16 protein-coding genes are annotated in these 17,988 nt (G+C 70.0%); 10 read left to right on the top strand and 6 right to left on the bottom strand.

Features of this window, described 5'->3' with window-relative positions:
* Positions 1-105: 105 nt before the first annotated feature.
* The 6 genes from B1H55_RS00900 to folP all read right to left on the bottom strand — a co-directional run bounded on the left by B1H55_RS00900 (position 106) and on the right by folP (position 7,199).
* Positions 106-1,068: a Rossmann-like and DUF2520 domain-containing protein gene (locus B1H55_RS00900; RefSeq protein ID WP_080461521.1), complete on the bottom strand. Its 963-nt coding sequence runs from the start codon at positions 1,066-1,068 to the stop codon at positions 106-108.
* Between the two features lie 28 nt (positions 1,069-1,096).
* The gene (locus B1H55_RS00895) at positions 1,097-2,878 is read right to left on the bottom strand and encodes a PH domain-containing protein (protein WP_096519395.1); all 1,782 of its coding nucleotides are present in this window, start codon (positions 2,876-2,878) and stop codon (positions 1,097-1,099) included.
* Entirely contained in the window at positions 2,875-3,444 is a 570-nt protein-coding gene (locus B1H55_RS00890; RefSeq protein ID WP_077240511.1) for a PH domain-containing protein, read from the bottom strand. The genes B1H55_RS00895 and B1H55_RS00890 overlap by 4 nt, the downstream gene beginning before the upstream one ends.
* 112 nt (positions 3,445-3,556) lie before the next feature.
* Positions 3,557-4,063 (bottom strand): DUF3180 family protein, encoded by a 507-nt coding sequence (locus tag B1H55_RS00885; protein ID WP_077240512.1) that lies wholly within the window; start codon positions 4,061-4,063, stop codon positions 3,557-3,559.
* Positions 4,063-6,333, bottom strand: coding sequence for a 2-amino-4-hydroxy-6-hydroxymethyldihydropteridine diphosphokinase (gene folK / locus B1H55_RS12085; protein ID WP_096519393.1), 2,271 nt, complete (start codon positions 6,331-6,333; stop codon positions 4,063-4,065). Before folK ends, B1H55_RS00885 begins: the two co-directional genes overlap by 1 nt.
* The gene (gene folP / locus B1H55_RS00870; RefSeq protein WP_077240513.1) at positions 6,330-7,199 is read right to left on the bottom strand and encodes a dihydropteroate synthase; all 870 of its coding nucleotides are present in this window, start codon (positions 7,197-7,199) and stop codon (positions 6,330-6,332) included. The genes folK and folP overlap by 4 nt, the downstream gene beginning before the upstream one ends.
* Before the next feature lie 221 nt (positions 7,200-7,420).
* On the opposite strand from folP, the gene B1H55_RS00865 reads away from it, so the two are divergent.
* From B1H55_RS00865 to B1H55_RS00820, 10 genes are all read left to right on the top strand, one after another.
* Positions 7,421-8,179: an ABC transporter ATP-binding protein gene (locus B1H55_RS00865; protein WP_077240514.1), complete on the top strand. Its 759-nt coding sequence runs from the start codon at positions 7,421-7,423 to the stop codon at positions 8,177-8,179.
* Positions 8,179-10,644, top strand: a complete 2,466-nt coding sequence (locus B1H55_RS00860) for an FtsX-like permease family protein (RefSeq protein ID WP_077240515.1) — start codon at positions 8,179-8,181, stop codon at positions 10,642-10,644. The genes B1H55_RS00865 and B1H55_RS00860 overlap by 1 nt, the downstream gene beginning before the upstream one ends.
* A gap of 376 nt (positions 10,645-11,020) precedes the next feature.
* A complete protein-coding gene (locus B1H55_RS00855) occupies positions 11,021-11,224 on the top strand; it encodes an actinodefensin (RefSeq protein ID WP_073451524.1) in 204 nt (67 codons plus the stop codon).
* A gap of 132 nt (positions 11,225-11,356) precedes the next feature.
* Entirely contained in the window at positions 11,357-11,566 is a 210-nt protein-coding gene (locus B1H55_RS00850; protein WP_073451525.1) for an actinodefensin, read from the top strand.
* Positions 11,567-11,661: 95 nt separating this feature from the next.
* Complete coding sequence (gene adfA / locus B1H55_RS00845) at positions 11,662-12,813, top strand: actinodefensin-associated protein A (RefSeq protein ID WP_073451526.1); 1,152 nt, start codon at positions 11,662-11,664, stop codon at positions 12,811-12,813.
* Entirely contained in the window at positions 12,768-13,025 is a 258-nt protein-coding gene (gene adfB / locus B1H55_RS00840) for an actinodefensin-associated protein B (RefSeq protein WP_240494173.1), read from the top strand. The genes adfA and adfB overlap by 46 nt, the downstream gene beginning before the upstream one ends.
* Positions 13,022-13,813, top strand: coding sequence for a hypothetical protein (locus B1H55_RS00835; protein WP_073451528.1), 792 nt, complete (start codon positions 13,022-13,024; stop codon positions 13,811-13,813). The genes adfB and B1H55_RS00835 overlap by 4 nt, the downstream gene beginning before the upstream one ends.
* Entirely contained in the window at positions 13,810-15,516 is a 1,707-nt protein-coding gene (locus tag B1H55_RS00830) for an ABC transporter ATP-binding protein (protein WP_231952768.1), read from the top strand. The genes B1H55_RS00835 and B1H55_RS00830 overlap by 4 nt, the downstream gene beginning before the upstream one ends.
* Positions 15,517-15,528: 12 nt before the next feature.
* Entirely contained in the window at positions 15,529-17,484 is a 1,956-nt protein-coding gene (locus tag B1H55_RS00825) for an alpha/beta hydrolase family protein (protein WP_073451530.1), read from the top strand.
* Between the two features lie 42 nt (positions 17,485-17,526).
* The gene (locus B1H55_RS00820; protein ID WP_073451531.1) at positions 17,527-17,907 is read left to right on the top strand and encodes a hypothetical protein; all 381 of its coding nucleotides are present in this window, start codon (positions 17,527-17,529) and stop codon (positions 17,905-17,907) included.
* The last annotated feature ends 81 nt before the right edge of the window (positions 17,908-17,988 follow it).

The following is a 17,988-nucleotide window of genomic DNA, read 5'->3' as shown; positions in this document are numbered from 1 at the left end:
CTACTGCGCGCTGAGACTCGGACCGATCCGCACTCGGGGCGCTCCTCACGGCGCGGGGCGGCCGACGGGGCGCATGCGCCGCGCGCTCACAGGCGCAGCGCCTCGTCAGGACCCTGGCTCGTCGGCCTCCAGCGCGCGCCTGATGGCCCCGGCCTGCTCGGCGCCGAGCATCCCTGTGCTCTCACGTCGATCCGTGGTGGCACGGGCCAGCGCCCTGTAGGCGGCGGTGACATCGTCGAGGACGTCGCCCGAGGCGTCCTCCAGCGCTTCCAGAGCGGCGAGGTGCCTGGTGATCGTGCCCGCGTCCCCCCGGGCGATGGGACCGGTGAGGGAGGACTCCCCCTCATGGAGGGCTCCATCGAGCGCGGCGGCGAGCAGCGGGCGGAGCGCGGCGGCGCCGTCGGGGACGCCGGCGGCCTCCAGGGTGCGCACGGCCTGAGTGACGAGGGTGACGAGGTGGTTGGCGCCGTGGGCGAGCGCGGCGTGGTAGGCGGGACGCGCGGACTCCTCCAGGACGAAGGGCTCGCCGCCGAGCTCGACGGCGAGGGCCTGTGCTATCGGCAGGACGGCGGCGGGGGCGGTGACGGCCATGGGGCATCCGGTGAGGCGGGCGATGTCCGTGGACCAGCCGCTGAAGGTCATGGCGGGGTGGATCGCCAGGGGGATGGCCCCGCACTGGCGCGCGGGCTCGAGGATGGCGACGCCGTGCGCGCCCGAAGTGTGGACGACGAGCTGGCCGGGCTGCCAGCGGCGCAGGTCGGCCAGGCCCTGGACGAGGGGGCCCAGGGCGTCGTCGGGGACGGCCAGGAGGACGAGCTCGGCGCGCTCGACGATCTGCTCGACCTCCAGGACGGGGACGCCCGGCAGGAGCATCTCGGCGCGCTCGCGCGAGGCCTGGGAGACGGCGTGGACGCCGACGACCTGGTGCTCGACGGCCCGCAGGGCCGAGCCGAGGACGGCGCCCACGCGGCCCGCGCTGATGATCCCCACCCCGAGGCGCCCGGGGCGGATCGCTCCCCCGCCGGTGGCGGGCGGCTCGGGGCTGGGGCATCCGGATGCGTCACTCATGGCCCGGATCGTCTCACGCGCGGCCGGCTCACGACGCGTGGGCGGTGACGCGGGCGAGCCAGCGGTCGAGGTGCTCATCGTGGCCCCGCCTCGCAGCCCGCGCGGCGATGAGCGCCGAGAGCTCGGTGACGTGCTGGGCGTCGAGGTTGGTCAGGCGGGCGGGCACATCGGAGTCGACCATGTCGAAATGGAGGGTCGCCAGGCCTCGGCGCCGCGCGAGGGGCCCCTGGAGGACGCGGAAGGACTGGATGCGCTCGTAGGGGATGACACTCACGCGCCGTGACCAGCGGTTGAGTCGCAGGATGACGCAGGTGTCGGTCAGGGCGATGGCCTTGCGCCGCCAGGAGATGGGATTGAAGGGACGGGCGCGGCGCGACAGGGGGATGAAGCCGCGCCCCGTCGAGCCGACGGGCGCGGCGGTGGGACCGGCGCCGTCGTCATCGATACCGGTCAAAGCCGATGCGAGGAGGCCATCGGGGTCAGGGGCCCCCAGGTCGGGCACCACCAGCCACAGGGCTCGCAGCGCGTGGTCGCGCGGGCCGACGGGCAGCAGCCGCGTGAAGACCTTCTTCCCGCCTTTCGAGGCGGAGGGGGTGACAGCGCGGCCGGCAACGGTGGCATCCGCGCGCCACCAGTCCTTGCCCCGCCATAGCACTGATTGGACGAGCCCGACGGCGTGCACGCGGCCCGGGGGCAGCGTCGTGGAGGTCGCGTCAGTGAGGCCGTAGCGCACGCGGATGCCCGCGGGCGTCGCCGCCGCGCGGAACCCCCAGCCATAGGTGAGGGTGCTCCACTGCAGGGAGATGAGCGCCATGGGAAGCGTGAGGACACCCATGATGGCGGGCAGGGCGGTGAGGACGTCCGCCTCCTGCCGGAGGACGAAGAACAGCGCGACGACGGTGAGAATGCCGGACATGAGCAGGGCCACCGCTGTCCCCGAGCGCATGAGGGAGGCGATGAGGACGCGGGGCTCGACGGCGTAGAGGGGGTGCTCGGCCTCAGTCAGGACGCCCTCGGAGATGCGGGGCGCGCCCACGACGTCCTCGAAGCCCTTGATCTCGGGGCTCGAGCCGCCACCGGCGCCGGCGCCCGCCTCGCCCGCGCCGACCGGGGCGCCGGGTCGCGCGGCCGTGGAGGCGCCCGCGGCGAGGTCGAGGATCTCCCGGCGCAGTGACTCGAGCTGGCGGGTGCGCAGGTAGCCGATGAGGACCTTGGAGTCCGCGCCGCCGGCGACCTCGACGGAGAGCTGCCCCAGGCCGACGATGCGCCCGAGCAGCGGGTGGGTGATGTCGATGCTCTGGATGCGCGGCAGCCGGGCGATGCGCAGTTGCTTGGCGAGGATCCCCGATCGCAGGTAAACGGCGTCGGCGTCGACGGCGTAGCTCATCGCCCGCCAGGACAGGAACGGGATCATGAGGATCGCGAGCACGATCAGGCCGAGGATGATCCCGGCGCCGACGAGCCAGGTCGTGGGGTCGCCGCCGGAGGCCTCCGCGGCCCAGTCGCGCACGGTCTGGCTGTACTGGCCGGGGTCGACCTCGCGCAGCTGGTGGTAGAGCTCGATCGCGCGCCCGATGTTGTCCCGCGCCTGCCAGGAGACAATGGCGAAGAGGGCGGCGACGACCCTCCATCCGCGGACCAGCGGGGTGATGGGGTGGACGTGGCGCCAGCTCAGGCCCTTGGGGAGGCTCATGGCGCGCTGACGGGCGCCCTTCGGTGCGCCGCCTCCCGCGCGCCGGTTGCGGGCGACGGCGCTGCCGGCCGCCGCCAGGCCCTCGGGGGCACCGCCCTCCTCGGCGGTCCCGCTCACAGGCCGGCCATCCTCTCCTCGCCGCGCTCGGCGAGGATCTGACGCAGGCGCTCGGCCTCGGCCACGGGGAGCCCGTTGATGGTGGCGTCCGTGCCGGCGCTGGCGGTGTGGAGCTTGACCTCGGCGATGCCCAGGCGGCGCCCGATGGGGCCCTGGGAGGTGTCGACGAACTGCATGCGGCCGTAGGGGATGACTGACATGCGGCGCCACATGATCCCCTTGCGCCACAGGAGATGCTCTCCGGCCAGGGCGTACCCCATGGCCCGCACCTGGCGGGGGATCATCCACAGCAGCCAGGCCAGGATGAGGATCGCGGCGACGGTTCCCGCCCAGAACCATGGGCTCACGAGGATGGCGGGGATGGCCGTGCCCGCGGCCAGGATGAGCAGGCTGGGAAGGACCGCCATGACGCGGGCGGTGGCCAGGGAGGGTGAGACCGGGGAGAAGGAGATGCCCCGAGGGGCGAAGGGCCCGCCGGCGCCCAGGGCGGCGTCGGTGAGGCGGGAGGGCCTCGGCGCGGCGGTCCGACGCTGATCAGCGGGGCCTGGAACTGGGTGGGCGGTCATGGATCTCCTCGTCCTCTCAGGAACTCCCATCATGCCCGAGGCGCGGTGGCGGTTCTCTCATCCCACAGGAGGAGGGACAGGACGACGCCCGCTCCCGGCCGCGCGGCGGGGCTCAGGCAGCGGCCCCGGGCGTGGCGGCGCCGCCCGACCGCGCGGGGCCGGTTGGGCGGTCATCGTCGTCGTCGGAGGAATCGATGGCGCACCAGTGCTCCACGAGGAGCCCGACGCCGCACCAGACCGCGCAGGCGACCAGGCAGAGCCCGCTGGTGAGGGCCAGGTCGCTCATCGCCGGTGAGGCGGGGGCGAGGAACGCGCAGACCAGGCCCCCGGCGTAGACGCCGCCGATGCAGGATCCCGCCAGAGCGGAGGCCTGGGCGCCCGCGGCGGTCGCTGCGGCGCCGGTCGGCGTGATCCAGGTCGCCTGCTTGGCGCGCAGGCGCCTCACCGCGAGCCCGGCGATGAGGATGACCACGGCGATGACAGCACCGGTCGCCGCGCCCCACGCGGTCAGGGCCGGCACCCAGCCCCGGTTGCGCAGGGTGAGATCGAAGGCCACCAGGGAGAGGGCGGTCGTCGTGGCGAAGCACGCGAGGACCACCGTCCAGCGCGTGCGCCGCATCAGATCCCCTGCCCGCCCTGGCCGAGGACGTCCTCCCAGCCGGAGGAGGCCGACCATGTGTGGTCATCCGAGCGCTGGGGGCCCTTCCCGTCCTGCGCGGCCTGATCCGGCAGGCCGACCTGGCCGGGCGCCTCCTCGATCACAGGCTCGGCGACCCGGGGGACCTGGTCGACGAAGGGGTTCGGGGCGGGCGGGGCGGGCGGAACCGGCACGGAGGGGGCGCCGGGAATCCCGGGGCCCGATGGCGCGGCGTCGCCGATCGAGGGATCGGCGGCGAGGGCGTCCTTGACCATGGAGGCGGGGACGGTTTCGCTGAAGGGCTCCTCCTCGTCCCCCACCAGTGCGGCCGATGGCGCGGACAGGAAGTCGGGAACGCCCTGCGACTGCGAGGCCCGCTCGCCGCCCTCCTGCGAGGAGTCCGCAAGGGCGTCGGCGGGCACGTACTGGCCGGTGGGGAGCTTGGGCAGGGCGTCGGAGTCGATCCAGTCAAGGGCGAGCCAGCGGATCCCGTCGCGGTCCGGGGCCTGCTCGGCCAGGGCGGCGACGCTCTGGCCGTCGATCTCGGCGAAGGCGTCCGCCTGTGACCAGGGCAGCAGCACGAAGGAGCGGCTGGCGGCGCGAGGGTGCGGGAGGGTGAGCCCGGGGTCGGTCGAGCGCAGGTCGGAGTAGGTGATGATGTCGGCGTCGAGGGTGCGCGGGCCCTTCGGCTCGAGGCGCACGCGCCCGGCGTCGGCCTCCAGGCGCTCGCAGAGGGCCAGGACGTCCCTCGCGGACAGGCTCGTGCGGGCGAGAACCACCGTGTTGAGGTAGTCGGGCTGCTCGGCGGCGCCGGGCTCGATGACGGCGGCGGTGCGCGCCAGGGGGGCGATGGCCGTCACCTCAATGCCATCGGCGCTCTGGAGGGTGTGGACGGCGCGTCGCAGGCTGGGGACGACCTCGCCGAGGTTGCCTCCCAAGCCGATGACGACGGGCACGGGGGCCGCAGGAGCCTCCGCGAGGGGGTCGACGGCGGGGGCGGCCGGGACCTGGCCCTCCGCCGCCGCGTAGCCGGGCCCGGTTGCATAGCCGGGCTCGACGGCCTGGTACTGGGGGGCTGCGTCGTGAGAGGGGGCGGGGTCCTCGGGGGCGAGTGCGCCGGCGTCATGGGGGGCCCCGTCGTGGGAGGGCGCGGCGCCGTCGAAGCCCGCCTCCTCGGCCCACGTCTCCTGGGAGTCCTCTGGCAGCGCGCCGCCGACGGGCTCAGCGGGATCGAACGGGGCGGCGTCCCAGGGCCTGTCCGCGGAGTCGGCCTGGAGGGGACCGGCCTGCCCCGGCTCGCCCCGCAGGGCATCGGGCGCCTCGGCGCGACCGGCGGAGTCGGTCGACGGCCCGGGCGCGAGCGGCTCCGCACCGCCGATGGGGCTGCCCGTGGAGGAGGCCAGGGCCTGCCCGAACTGGTCGGCCGGGACTGCGCCGAGGCCGACAGCGGTCGGGGCGGGCGCCTCCGGCGGCTCGGGAGCGCTGAAATCCTGGGCGAGCGGGGCCTCCGGCGCGCCGGACCAGGAATCGCCGACGGCGTCGAGACGGCCGGTGAAGGCGCCCGGATACGGGGATGCGCCGTTGACCGCCTCGGCCGAGTGGGCCCCGGTAGGGGCTGAGGGCTCCGGAGGCGCAGGGAGCTCCATGGGCAGAGGCGGCTCCGGGGCGGGGGCGCCGGCCGCGTAGGGGGCCGCCGACGGCGCGGATGGCGCAACGGGAGCACTGGCTGCGGCCGGGGCGCTGCCGATGACGGGCGCACTGGCCACGGCGGGCGCACTGCCGACGGCGGGGGCGGAGCCGACGGCGGGGGCGGAGCCGACGGCGGGCGCGCTCGTCGCCGAGGAGAGCACGGAGGCCGCCGCCTCGGACAGGCGCGTGATGGTGACGGAGACGTCGTCGAAGGCGACCTCGAGGGGCGCGTTGGGCTTGTGGATCGTGACCTCCACGGCCATGACGCGGGGGAAGGCGAGGACCGTCTCGCTGATCCGCTCGGCGAGGGTCTCCAGGAGGGCCACGGGCTCGCCCTCGATGAGCGTGACCACCGCGTTGGCGACCGCGGAGTAGTCCACGGCGTCGTTGAGGGAGTCGGTCACCGCGGCGACGGCGGTGCCGCGCGGGCCGAGGTCGAGGGTGATATCAGCGGTGAAGATCTGCCCCTCGGAGCGCTCGAAGGGGAGGACTCCGTGGTAACCGCGGGCGGACAGACCGGTGAGGCGGATCCTGTCGGAGGAGGTGGTGGTGACGGTGCTCATCGGGGGTCCTTCCAGAGGGAGGCGGTGCGGATGGCATCCCGGTTGGCCGGGATCTCGTGGACTCTCACGGCCCAGGCCCCGGCCGCGGCGGCCAGGGCGGTGGTGGCGGCGGTGGCGGCGTCGCGCCCCGTGGGCTCGGCGCCCGGCGGCGCGGCGGCGGCGAGGAAGCGCTTGCGGGAGGAGCCGATGAGGACGGGCAGGCCCAGGTCCTCGCGCAGGCGGGCGGTGGCGGCCAGGAGCTCCCAGGACTGCGGGTGGGTCTTGGCGAAGCCCAGCCCGGGGTCGACGACGATCTGGGAGTCGCGCGCGCCCGCGGCGGCCAGGGAGTCGAGGCGCCGCCGCAGCTCGCCCTCCACCCCGGCGACGACGCCGTCCGGGTAGTCGGTCAGCTCATTCATGGTCTCCGGCGTGCCGCGCCAGTGCTGGCAGATGTAGACGGCGCCGGAGGAGGCCACGAGGGGGTGCATGGCGGGATCTGCCAGGCCCCCGGAGACGTCGTTGATGATGAGGGCGCCGGCATCGAGGGCGGCGCCCGCGGTGGAGGCGTGGATGGTGTCCACGGAGATGACGGCGCCCTCGGCGGCGAGCGCGCGGATGACCGGCAGGACGCGCTCGGCCTCATCGCGCGGGGTGATGGGGGTAGCGCCGGGCCTGGTGGATTCCCCGCCGATGTCGAGGATGTCCGCGCCCTGGGCCAGCAGCTGGCGCGCGTGGGCGATGGCGGCCTCGGGGCTGGACCAGCGGCCGCCGTCGGAGAAGGAGTCCGGGGTGACGTTGACGATCCCCATGAGGAGGCATCGGCCGTCGGCGAGCGAGCCGGGCAGTGGTTCCGGCCTGAGTCGGGGGGCGTCCTGATGCTCAGTCACCGCCCCAGGCTAACGGTTCTCGGCCGAGATGGGCTGTTTCACCGGCCACTGTGAGCGCCGGCTCGCCCCGGAGGGCGCTGCGGGCGGGCGCCGCGCGGGCGTCCATCGAAAGGCTGAGACGGGCCCGCCGAACCCCTCGATCGCAGTATTCCCACGGATCTCGGGCGCTTCTAACGTCAACGGGGTCCGATCATCCACTGAATCGAGGAGTCGAGCGCCCCATGAGCGTTATCGAATCGCAGCACATCACCGCACCAGCGGGCCCCGTGGTCGAGGCCCGGGGCGTGACGAAGGTGTACGGCCAGGGCGATGCCCGCGTCGTCGCCCTCGACGGCGTGAGCCTGGCCATCCGGCAGGGCGAGTTCGCCGCCATCATGGGCCCATCCGGCTCCGGCAAGTCCACTCTCCTGCACTGCCTCGCCGGGCTCGACATCCCCACGGCCGGCCGGATCCTCATCACCGGGGATGACCTGGCCGCCATGAACGACAAGCGGCTCACCCAGGTGCGCCGCGACAAGCTCGGCTTCATCTTCCAGTCCTTCAACCTCCTGCCGACCCTGACCGCCGAGGAGAACATCGAGCTGCCCATGCGATTGGCGCACCGCAAGCCGGACAAGGCCTGGTACGACGCCGTCGTCACCACCCTGGGCATCGGCGACCGCCTGTCCCACAAGCCCACCGAGCTCTCAGGGGGCCAGCAGCAGCGCGTCGCGGTGGCCCGGGCGCTCGTGGGTCGGCCCGATGTCATCTTCGCCGATGAGCCCACCGGCGCCCTGGACACCGCCTCGACCGCCAACCTCCTGGAGACCCTGGTCCGCATGTGCGAGACCCTCGGGCAGACCATCGTCATGGTCACCCACGACGAGGACGCCGCTGCGACCACCCACCGCATCATCCGATTGCGCGATGGCCGCATCATCGACGACGCCCCCGCGGCGCACCGCGGCGGCACCCACGCCATGGGACGGGGGGCCCGCTGATGCCCTCGATCCTCGATCTGCGGCGCACCGTCGCCGCCCTGGTGGCCGTCACGATGAGCGCTGCCCTCATCGCCTTCGCCTTCGTCGTCTCCGATTCTTTCCGCACCCGGACCCAGGAGGGCGCCCGCCTGTCCGTGGGCGACGCCTCCGTGGTCGTCACCGACGGGCGCAAGGCCGACAGCACTGAGGGAGGCCTGGACGAGGCGCTCGTGTCACAGATCTCCGCGATTGACGGAATCGCCTCGGTGCGCGGCGCCCATTGGGACATTCTCAAACTCGACCTGCCGCCGCAGTTGGCCAACTCGATCAACAGCAGCATCGCGCTCCAGGATGTGCCGACGCTCAGCGACCACACGAAGCTGACCAGCGGCCGTCTGCCCTCGGCAGTCGGGGAGGTCGCCGTCAGCACCGACTTGGCCGAGAATCAGGGCCTTGATGTGGGCGATTCCATTCGCACCAAGAGCGCCGATGAGGGCACGCGCACATCCTCCTCAATCGTTGGCATCATCTCGCCGGGCGCCGACTCCAACTACTCCGGGATCGGGGCGGTCTACGCCACGGCCGACCAGAACGCGGCACTCGGCGCGAGGACCGACTACCACTATCTGTACGTGATCGGCTCGCCGGGCACCAGCCCCGAGGATCTGCGCGGGAAGGTCGCTGAAGCCGTCAACGCGGTCCAGCCCTCGGCCTCCACGCAGACCGCGGATGAGGAGATCGTCCAGCGCGCGAGCAGCGAGCAGGGGGGCACGACCATCGCAACGGTCCTCAACCTGTTGGCCCCTGTGTGCGCCATCGTCGCCATGATCGTCATCGCCACGACCTTCACCACCCTCGTGGCCCGGCAGACCCGCACCGTGGGACTTCTGCGCTGCATTGGGAGCAGCCGGCGCCAGGTGATGCTCGCTATCCTGCGCACCGGCCTCGTTACCGGGGCGATCGGTTCCATTCTCGGCGCAGCCGTCGGAGTCGGCGGTGCCACGGCCCTCGTGCGTTCGGGGACGTTCGCCGACCTGTCCGGCGAGTTCCTCACGATCTCCCCCGTCTCTGTCGCGATCACCGTTGCCCTGGGCACCCTGACCACACTTGTCGCGGTGCTGCGTCCCGCCCGACGAGCCACCCGTGTCTCCCCACTGGTGGCGCTGACGGGCCAGACGGCCGACGTCAAGCAGGCGGGGCGCCAGCACCGGTGGGCCGCGGCGATCGGCGCCGTCCTGGCCCTCGTCGGGGCAGTCCTCGCCGCGATGGGAGGCCTCGGCGGCAACCTGTACCTCGCTGCCGGCGGAGGCGTCATCGTGATCTCCGGGCTCCTGGCGATGCTGCCCCTGCTCACCGTGGGGATCGTGAGCCTCATCGGGCGCCTTGGCGCATCGGGGCGGTTACCGGTCCTCCACCTGGCCACTCGCAACCTGGCCGGCAACGCCAGTCGCTCGGCGGCTACAGCGGCCACGCTCTTCGTCTGCGTGCTGGTGGGCTCGGCACTGTTCGTCGGCCTGTTCTCCTTGCGCTCCTCCTTCAACGAGATTGTCTACCGCGGCTCGCCGGTTGATGCTCAGGTTCATGGAGTGACGCCGCAGACCGACACCGAGCAGCTGTCGTCAGCCCTGGCATCCGTCGATGGGGTGGCCAGGACCATGGAGGTTCCCTCGCTCGAACTGACCCAGGGCGTGGACGGCCGCGAGGAGAAGCTCTACGCCGTCGCCATCGACAAAACCGAGGCTGCCGCCGTCGTCCGGTCCACCCACGGGTTGGAGGATCTGTCCGATGACACGCTCATCGTGGGCAAGATCTACCACATTCCCGACGGCGCGCAGGTCACCCTCAAGGGGCCGGGTGGTCAGACCACGTTGACGGCGCGCGTGCGCGAGGGCTGGGGGGCGGCGATCACCCCTGCTACGGCGCAGCGTCTGACGGCCGGTGCCCCCACGGACTCCATGATCTGGATCCGCACCAGTGGAAGCTCCCTCGAGACGACGGAGAAGGCCATCCGCGAAGCGACCCGGGGGCAGGGCCTCATGGTCGTGAGCAGCACGGCAGCGCGGGAGCAGATGGAGGACAACATCAACCGCATGGTGCTCATCGTGTGCCTCGTCATCGGGTCGGCCTTCGTCATCTCCCTGTCCGGCCTGGCCAACACCACCGACATCTCGGTTCTGGAGCGCACACGCGAGATCGGGGTCCTGCGCGCCACTGGCTCCAGCCGATCGGAGATCAAGCGCCTCATCATCTCCGAAAGCGTCCTCATCGCCACCGTCGGAGGCGTCCTGGGGCTGGTCGCGGGGACCGCTTTGGGGGGCGCCGGGACCTTAGCAGCGCTGAAGGACGGCGGGGTCACCCTGGCCCTCCCCTACGCGGAGCTCGCCGGCATCATCATCGTCACTTTGCTTGTGGCTATGTCGGCATCCCTGCGCCCAGCTGGGCGGGCAAGTTCCATCCCACCGGTGATGGCACTCGCGGAGGACTGAACGGGTCGCACCGACCGAGCCCCGCTTTCATCGACGCCACCCCTTTGCGCCGCGGCAACGCCTTCGAGCGTTGCCGCGGCGCGACGCATGATCAGGTCGACCGCCACTCCATCCTTCCTTCTGCTCTCCCACTTCTCAGCCATAAGGGTGACACCGGCTCTTCAATTCCTTCCTTCCACCCATTCCTCCGCATTTACGTATTCCCTAGACTTCAATCATCACCAAGAGATGAGAAACCTTCAGGGAACCCTCACCGACCATGGAGAGAATCCTTGCGAAGCCGAATCCACGACGATCTTGAGCAACGACCCCTCTGACAGCACGGGAGTCCCCCAGGCATAAGACGCTCCCTCAAGAAAGAGAAAGGACACCGGGCATGAAACAGTTCGCCCGCCGCACCGCGACTCTCGCCGACGCCACCTTCACCCAAGCCCTCGATTCGGAGACCAAACCCCCTACCGAGGGGGCCGAATTCAGCTGCCCCATGACCGACTACCCCTGCATCATGCACTGCAAGGCCATCGGCTACAGGGGCGGCTACTGCGGGGGATTCCTCAATCTCTCATGCCGCTGCCACTGATCTCCGAAGAACTCAGAACCAGGAACACAAACCACAGACTTCCCCGATCCGGGGAAGGTGCGCGGAAGCCTCTCGCGCACCAAGACCCTTCCGGATAATCCGACCGGAAGAGATCCAGAAAGGAACACACTGATGGACAAGTTCACCCGCCGCACCGCCGACCTGGCCGCCAACGAGCTCGGCGACGACATCAACGCCGAGACCCGCACCCCCCTCGAGGACGCCGAGGGCTTCGGCTGCCCGTTCAACGCGTATCAGTGCCACAGCCACTGCCTCAGCATTGGCCGTCGCGGCGGTTACTGCCGCGGTCTCGTTCGCCAGACCTGCGTCTGCTACCGCTGAGTCCGCAGCGAGCATTGGGGCCCGTCCCGCGCCGCTGGCACGGCGCGGGACGGGCCCCGAGCCCCGACCAATCTCCTAGATCAAGGCTCACACCGATGGATCTCAAGCATACCCCCTGGGCCAGTGCCTGCACACTCCTGTCCAAGAGCACAGGATCCTGGCAGCCGACCACGGAGAAATCCCTGGCCGAGCAGCACACCGCGGTCTCCCTTCGATTCCTCCTCGCCCGCATCGCCGATGTCCGCCCACCGCTGGGCCAGTCGGTCTTCATCGGCGCCCTTCAACTGACTCCCGGCACCGCGCTCGTCGGTGACAATGTTCAGCCCATGGCCCAGGATCTGTATGACTCCGTGGGCGCAAGCAGCCTCCGCCAGGGGGAGGAGGTCCTCGGGGCCGCGCTGGCCCGCCACAGCGACAGCGACACGATCGACTCCCTGACTCCCGTCGACACGGCCATCCCGCACTACCTCACGTCCCTGATGAGACGGCACCAGCCGGAGACTTCACCCAAGACCGGGCCGGCGACGGCGATCGACGCCCGCGGCATCCGCGACGTGATCGGCGCCATCTCCAGCGAGCAGTCCGCTCCAGCTGCCACCAGGGGCCTTCTACGTCGGATCCTTGGGAAAGCGGACGACGCGCACGGCCACGATCACGGAGCGGGAAACGAGGCGGAGGAAGGCCTCACCGTCGTCGAGATGGAGCCGCAGTGGCTCAGTATCGACGCTCTCCAGACGATCGATGTCGCCCGGATCATCTCCCTGTCCTCCTGGGAGGACGCACTCTCAGGATTGTCCCCCCGGGTCAGTCAGCTCCTATGGACCGCCTCCAATGATCCCGCCGGATCCCCCGGGTCGTCCCGAGCCCCGTACCGCCCCGCGCATGATCCCGAGGTCCTCACAGCATTCGCCCGAGTCCCATACGCCCAGCGCTCGGAAGAGATCAGGAATGGGATTCGCACCCTCGATGCGGCCCTGTTCCGGGCCCAGGGTCGCGATCCAGTCAACGATCATGCGGCGGCCCGTCTACGAGCCGTCTCGGAAGCTGTGTCGATGTGGCCCTCCTGGCAGGAGGAACTGAGGGATGGGACTCTAGCCGCAAATAGCTGCATCGATCCTGACGGACTGGCAATCATCGGCCAGGATCCCTTCCTCAGACAGAAGTACGCGCACGACGTGAAGAAAACCGTTGAAATTGAAAGGTGGGTGACATCATGGATCAACAATGGCGGCTCGCTGACGGAATGATTCTGACGCACCTGGACAACGGCGGCTGGACCATCGCCGACCTCCACCATCTCGCTATTCACGAACTGGACGAGGAGAGCGGAGACCTCATTAATCACGCCTTGAGCCATCCAATACCCACCCCTCTACCCCCGATCGTCAGCGCCGCAACGGAATCCGGCATCCTCATTCACGCCCCGCAGGGCGGCGACACCAAGGAGACATCCTCATGAGCAGCATTCTCATCACCATGCTCATCGGCGGGGCCACAGGAGTACTCCTGGGGACTGCCAGCGCCAAGATCTGGGCTGCCGCCCACAGGGAGTTGGCATGGCCCGAGGGGGCAAATTTCCTTACCCTCCATTTGTCGAGCGCGTTTGTCATCACCGCAGAGATCCTCGTGTCCCTCCTGGCCCTGGCTGCGGCAGACCAGCGGATCGCCTTCCTGGCGCTGGCGATCATCTACGCGGGATTCGTCGTCGGCGCCACCACCCTGAGAGGACAGGAATGCGGATGCTTCGGCATTGCCGGCATGCGGGTCGGTGCGGCGCATATCTGGGGATGCGCCCTGACCGCGGTCGCACTGGTGGCCAGCGCCCTGAGCAGCCCGGAGGCGGCAAGCCCGCGGCCGGAGCGCCTCTACGTCGCCGTGGTCACCGCCGTCGTCATGACCGCAGCGATGCGGCTGTGGAACCGGTGGAGGCATGTGGAGATCGGCCAGGGCGATCACAACCGCCTCTACGTAGTCCTGTCCCCCACCTGCAGCGCTTGCTCCGCACTTGCCGTGATGGAGGACCACCGCATCGGCGACTCTGAGCTCGACGGCACGATCCACTGGATTGACCGCGACTCCGATCCGGCCGTCTCGCTGCGCGACGCCGGCGTCGGCATTCCCTCCTACCCGGCTGTCGTCTCCCTGTCCACCACCGATCCCGCGCATGCCCAGGTCGCCTCCGGGCTTCGTGACTGCAGGGAGGTGCTCCAGTCATGGCGGAACCGTCAACTCGTCGCCCTGGCATGAGCCTTTCTCGCCGCGTCCTGTCGTCCACATGCGGCCGGGCACTGCGAGCATCGGCACCTTCGATCATCATCGCCTCGATCCTGCTCGCCGCCCAGGCGGCCCTGAGCACTGTGTCGCCACTGATGCTCCAGCGCATCATCGACAGCGTGAGACCGGGCATATCCGGCTCGGATCTCCTCATCCCAGGCATGCTCACTGCGCTGGCCGCAGTGGCCAGCACGGTTGTGTCGGTGGCCTCGCAGCGGATGACCGCCTTCACCGGGCAGCGTTTCCAGGAGCGGCTCCGCGTGCTCATGCTCATCAAGCTCACCCATCTGCCCTCCTCACGAGTCACCGCCGCCCCCAGCGGCGCCCTGCTCTCGCAGATCACCAATGACACCGCGCAGGCGCAGTCCTTCGTCTCCACGATCCTGCCCCAGTGCTTCGGACTCGTGGCACGGCTGGGGATCCTGTTGGGCATCATGTGGTCCCGCTCCTTCAGCATCACCCTCGTGGTCTTCGCGCTGGCAGTGATTCTCATCCTGCCCACCGAGAGAGTGGCCCGCGCCCTTGGCGCGACCACCGACCACATGCTCGACGCCATGTCACTGTTCAGCGGCTCCGTCATCGAGCGCGTGGGCGTCGCGGGTCACCTCTTCTCCCGCACGACGGCGGATATCCCCTCCGATGAGCGCCGCGCCGAGCAGGCCGCCGCCGACGTGCGCCGGTCCCACATCCGCATGATCACCGTGGACAGCGCATTCTCCTCCTGCCTCGACCTCGTCGGCGCCCTGGGCACCGTCGCCGTCCTCATCATCGGCGGTCACTCAGTCATCCGGGGAAGCATGAGCCCTGGCGCGCTGGCCGCGCTGGCCACCCTCACGCCCCAGCTCTACGGCCCACTCCAAGCGGCTTCCGGCGTCCGCACGGGTGTGGCCACCTCATGGGCCGCTCTCACCCGGATCCATGACTTCCTGGAATCCGATGAGGAATGGCACCCCTCCCCGCGGATCCCAGTCAGCGCACCCAGCGACGGCGCGCTTCTGGTCAGGGAGGCCGACTATTCCATCTCGACCGGCCCCAAGAGCACTGTGCTCCTGGACTCGGTCAGCCTCACAGCCCGCTGCGGGGAGATCGTGGCGATCGTCGGCCCCTCAGGAAGCGGGAAATCGACCCTGCTGAGTTTGATCGCCGGCGCGAATCACCCCAGCCGCGGCAGCATCACCGTGTCAGGTCTCTCCCCTGAGGAGACGGGGACTGAGGGGTGGAACCGCATCGTCCAACTCTGCCCCCAGGAGCCCTTCTTCCGCAGCGGGACCCTCATGGAGAATTTCGAGACCGTCAGTCCCGGCATCAGCGAGGAGCGTATCCGCAGCCTGTGCCGCAGAGTCGGACTGGACCTGGACCAGTTGGGGGACCGCAGTGGAACGGACACCATGCTTGGGGAGCGCGGCGCGCGGATCAGTGGTGGGGAGCGAGCGCGGTTGGCGATCGCCCGGGTCCTCGCCCTCAATCCTCGAGTACTGCTCCTGGACGAGCCCACAGCCGCCCTCGATGACGACTCCACTGACCGTCTCATCTCCACGCTGGTCGACCTGCGGCGCGACCACTGCATCATCGTCACCACCCACGACGCACGCCTGTTCGCCACAACCGATCGCGCCTATCGCATGGAATCCGGCAGGCTCAGGGAAGTCCCAGCGCTTGCCCTGTCAGGGGTATAGAAAGGACATCCCATGAGCGCGAGCATCACCACGCTACCGATCCAGCACCGCAAGCAAGGGCTCAATCAACTGAGCATTCACACGCTCGTCGACCACCGCACCGGGGCGAGGGCCGTTCTCGAGGCGCCCGTGTTCCGCAGCGTTCCCCGGCCGCGAATGGACCTACTCCGGTACAGGGGCGTGACCTACGACCGGCAGTCCGGCGACATCGTCTCCTCCAGCGTCCCGCATGGATACCTGGGCACCGTGGTGAACGATCGCCCAGCCCTCTTCTCCGAGCGTGGGGACGGGCTTCCCCTCCCCTATGGCCCGAAGGGGTGGGTGCTCTCCACCTGGAGGGACGACGGCCGTGTCGATGTCAGCGCCTGCGCCGAGGTGGGGGCAGAGCCGGTCCGCTGGGGCGCGAGCACGCGCTCCCTCCTGGGCCTCAGGCCCAATCAGGCGGGGACGACGCGCCTGTGGTCCTTCGGCGACCATGTCGTCTGGCTCCGGCCTGAGCACCAGCCATCCGAGGTCATCACCCGGGACAGCACTGGGGCATCCATATGGCCAGATGCGACGGTGGAGGAGTTCTTCACCTCATCCCTGTGCACTGTCATGATCGACGACCGCCCCCTGCCCGGTCTCCCACAAGGCTCGGTGGTGCTGATCGAGCCGGGCAGCCCCTTCCTCATCGGAGTGGCCGGCACACCCCAGGAACTGGCGGATTTCCTCCGCGAGGATCATGTCCACCAGTACCTGGTCAGTGGCGGCCCGCCGGAGGCGGAGGATGCTGAGCCGTCAGTCTCGCTCGTCGGCGATCTGCCGCGCGGCTCCGTCGCCCACCGCCGACTGGGCGAGAGCGTCATTCCAGTCTTCACCGAGCGGCTCGAGGAAGAGACCACGTCCTACCGCGTGGATGATGGCTCGGTCCTGGCCGTCGTGGACGACGGCGTCAGCCACTACACCGGCATTCCGGGGCTTAACGGCGTCTGGGTCGAGCTCCGCACGCCCCATGTCCTGCGCTGGCCTGGGGGCTCGTGGAGCGGCGACCATCCCATCGACCGCGTCCTGCCCGGCAGCACCGATGACAACGTCCAGGTGATCACCATTGATGGCGGCCACCGCCTGGTCGCCGTCCCCAGCGCACAGCCCTCGCGCGAGGCCCCCGAGGAGCCTTCCGCGCCGATCCTGTGGTGCCCCTCGACGGAGGATCCGAGCATGGGGCAGTCGGCAGTAACCGTGACCCGTGTCCTTCCTGAGCGCACCGTCGACGTCACCTCGGCCGAGTCCGCGAGGAGCGCCCCGCCCCTGGTCTGGTTCGCCAACGCCTGGTCGCTTCCTACCCAAGAACGCCGCCCCGCGCATCTCGATCTCGGCATGCTCCAGCCGGACAGCGTCCGATGGTGCCATGCCGGATCACGACCGGTAGTCCGGGTCGGCATCGATTACCTAGCCTTGTCAAGGCTCGAGGCTCAAGACATCCTCTCCGAGTTGAACAGTGCCTGGGAGGCCGCACTGGGAATGATCGCCGAGGAACTGCCATCGGCGGGCACGCCTTTCCTCGGCGGGCACAGTTTCGGCGCCGCGCTCGCCGCTATCTCCGTGCTGCGAGGCGCCTCCTCCCCTACGGGCGTCCTGCTGCGCAGCGGCGCATACGATCGGTACACGACTCCGGCCGGGTTCGAGCACGATCGCCGGACATCCGCCTCAGACCCTGCTCTCTACCGCATGATGTCCATCCTCCCCGACAGCCGCGACCATCGAAGGATCCCCTTCCTCCTGACCTGCGGGGATTCGGATGAGAATTCCGCGACCACACCGGAGCAATCGATCTTCTTGTACGAGAACCTGCTCGTGGCCGGAGCGGATGTGACGCTATCCATCTTTCCCGGGGAAGGGCATCGCTTCAACTCCCGGCAGTCCATTCTGGATCGTCGGCTCATTGAGTCGACATGGATGGACGAGCGCTTGGGACAGCTCTTATAGCCGCCTTAACCAGCACATCGCGACCATAGAAAGAAACGCATCATGATCAGGATTCATCGCCCCGATCTCTCCTCATCCATCAGCACAATCCTGGATTCCAGGGCCCCGGAAGGGATGCGCGACTGGATCCAGCGCAGCGCCCAGCCCTCTTCGGAGAGCCTCGAGCACGTCGAAGCGAGGCTCCTCGCACTCCGAGGAGCCCTGGCCAAGACTGGCGCTTCCCTGTCCAGTGACATAGAGAAGGATGCCGCGCTCGTGCACGCCGCCCGGCGCCAGGGCCACCTGATCGATCTCGTCATCGGCCGAGAGCGCGCCCCCTACAATGGAGAGGCCGGGTTCCTCTCCTGGATCGAGCACAACGGCTCCGTCCTCCTGACCACCGCCCCTGTGCGCGAGCTCTACGAGGAGGTGGCCCGATGGTGACCCGTCTGAGATGCCGTGGCGCCCAACGGTCTCCTCGCGCGGCGCTGGCGATCCCGGTAGCAATGGCATTGCTGCTCGGCC

Source organism: Actinomyces denticolens (assembly GCF_002072185.1).
GTDB lineage: Bacteria > Actinomycetota > Actinomycetes > Actinomycetales > Actinomycetaceae > Actinomyces > Actinomyces denticolens.
This window is presented reverse-complemented; position numbering and strand designations above follow the sequence as displayed.

Bases quoted from the DNA above. Each gene is read 5' to 3' on its own strand.
- B1H55_RS00820 (WP_073451531.1), top strand. From the start codon at position 17,527: ATGATCAGGATTCATCGCCCCGATCTCTCCTCATCCATCAGCACAATC.
- B1H55_RS00885 (WP_077240512.1), bottom strand. From the start codon at position 4,063: ATGCGGCGCACGCGCTGGACGGTGGTCCTCGCGTGCTTCGCCACGACG.
- B1H55_RS00850 (WP_073451525.1), top strand. From the start codon at position 11,357: ATGGACAAGTTCACCCGCCGCACCGCCGACCTGGCCGCCAACGAGCTC.
- B1H55_RS00825 (WP_073451530.1), top strand. From the start codon at position 15,529: ATGAGCGCGAGCATCACCACGCTACCGATCCAGCACCGCAAGCAAGGG.
- B1H55_RS00830 (WP_231952768.1), top strand. From the start codon at position 13,810: ATGAGCCTTTCTCGCCGCGTCCTGTCGTCCACATGCGGCCGGGCACTG.
- B1H55_RS00860 (WP_077240515.1), top strand. From the start codon at position 8,179: ATGCCCTCGATCCTCGATCTGCGGCGCACCGTCGCCGCCCTGGTGGCC.
- B1H55_RS00865 (WP_077240514.1), top strand. From the start codon at position 7,421: ATGAGCGTTATCGAATCGCAGCACATCACCGCACCAGCGGGCCCCGTG.
- B1H55_RS00835 (WP_073451528.1), top strand. From the start codon at position 13,022: ATGAGCAGCATTCTCATCACCATGCTCATCGGCGGGGCCACAGGAGTA.
- B1H55_RS00855 (WP_073451524.1), top strand. From the start codon at position 11,021: ATGAAACAGTTCGCCCGCCGCACCGCGACTCTCGCCGACGCCACCTTC.
- B1H55_RS00890 (WP_077240511.1), bottom strand. From the start codon at position 3,444: ATGACCGCCCACCCAGTTCCAGGCCCCGCTGATCAGCGTCGGACCGCC.
- adfA (WP_073451526.1), top strand. From the start codon at position 11,662: ATGGATCTCAAGCATACCCCCTGGGCCAGTGCCTGCACACTCCTGTCC.
- folK (WP_096519393.1), bottom strand. From the start codon at position 6,333: ATGAGCACCGTCACCACCACCTCCTCCGACAGGATCCGCCTCACCGGT.
- B1H55_RS00900 (WP_080461521.1), bottom strand. From the start codon at position 1,068: ATGAGTGACGCATCCGGATGCCCCAGCCCCGAGCCGCCCGCCACCGGC.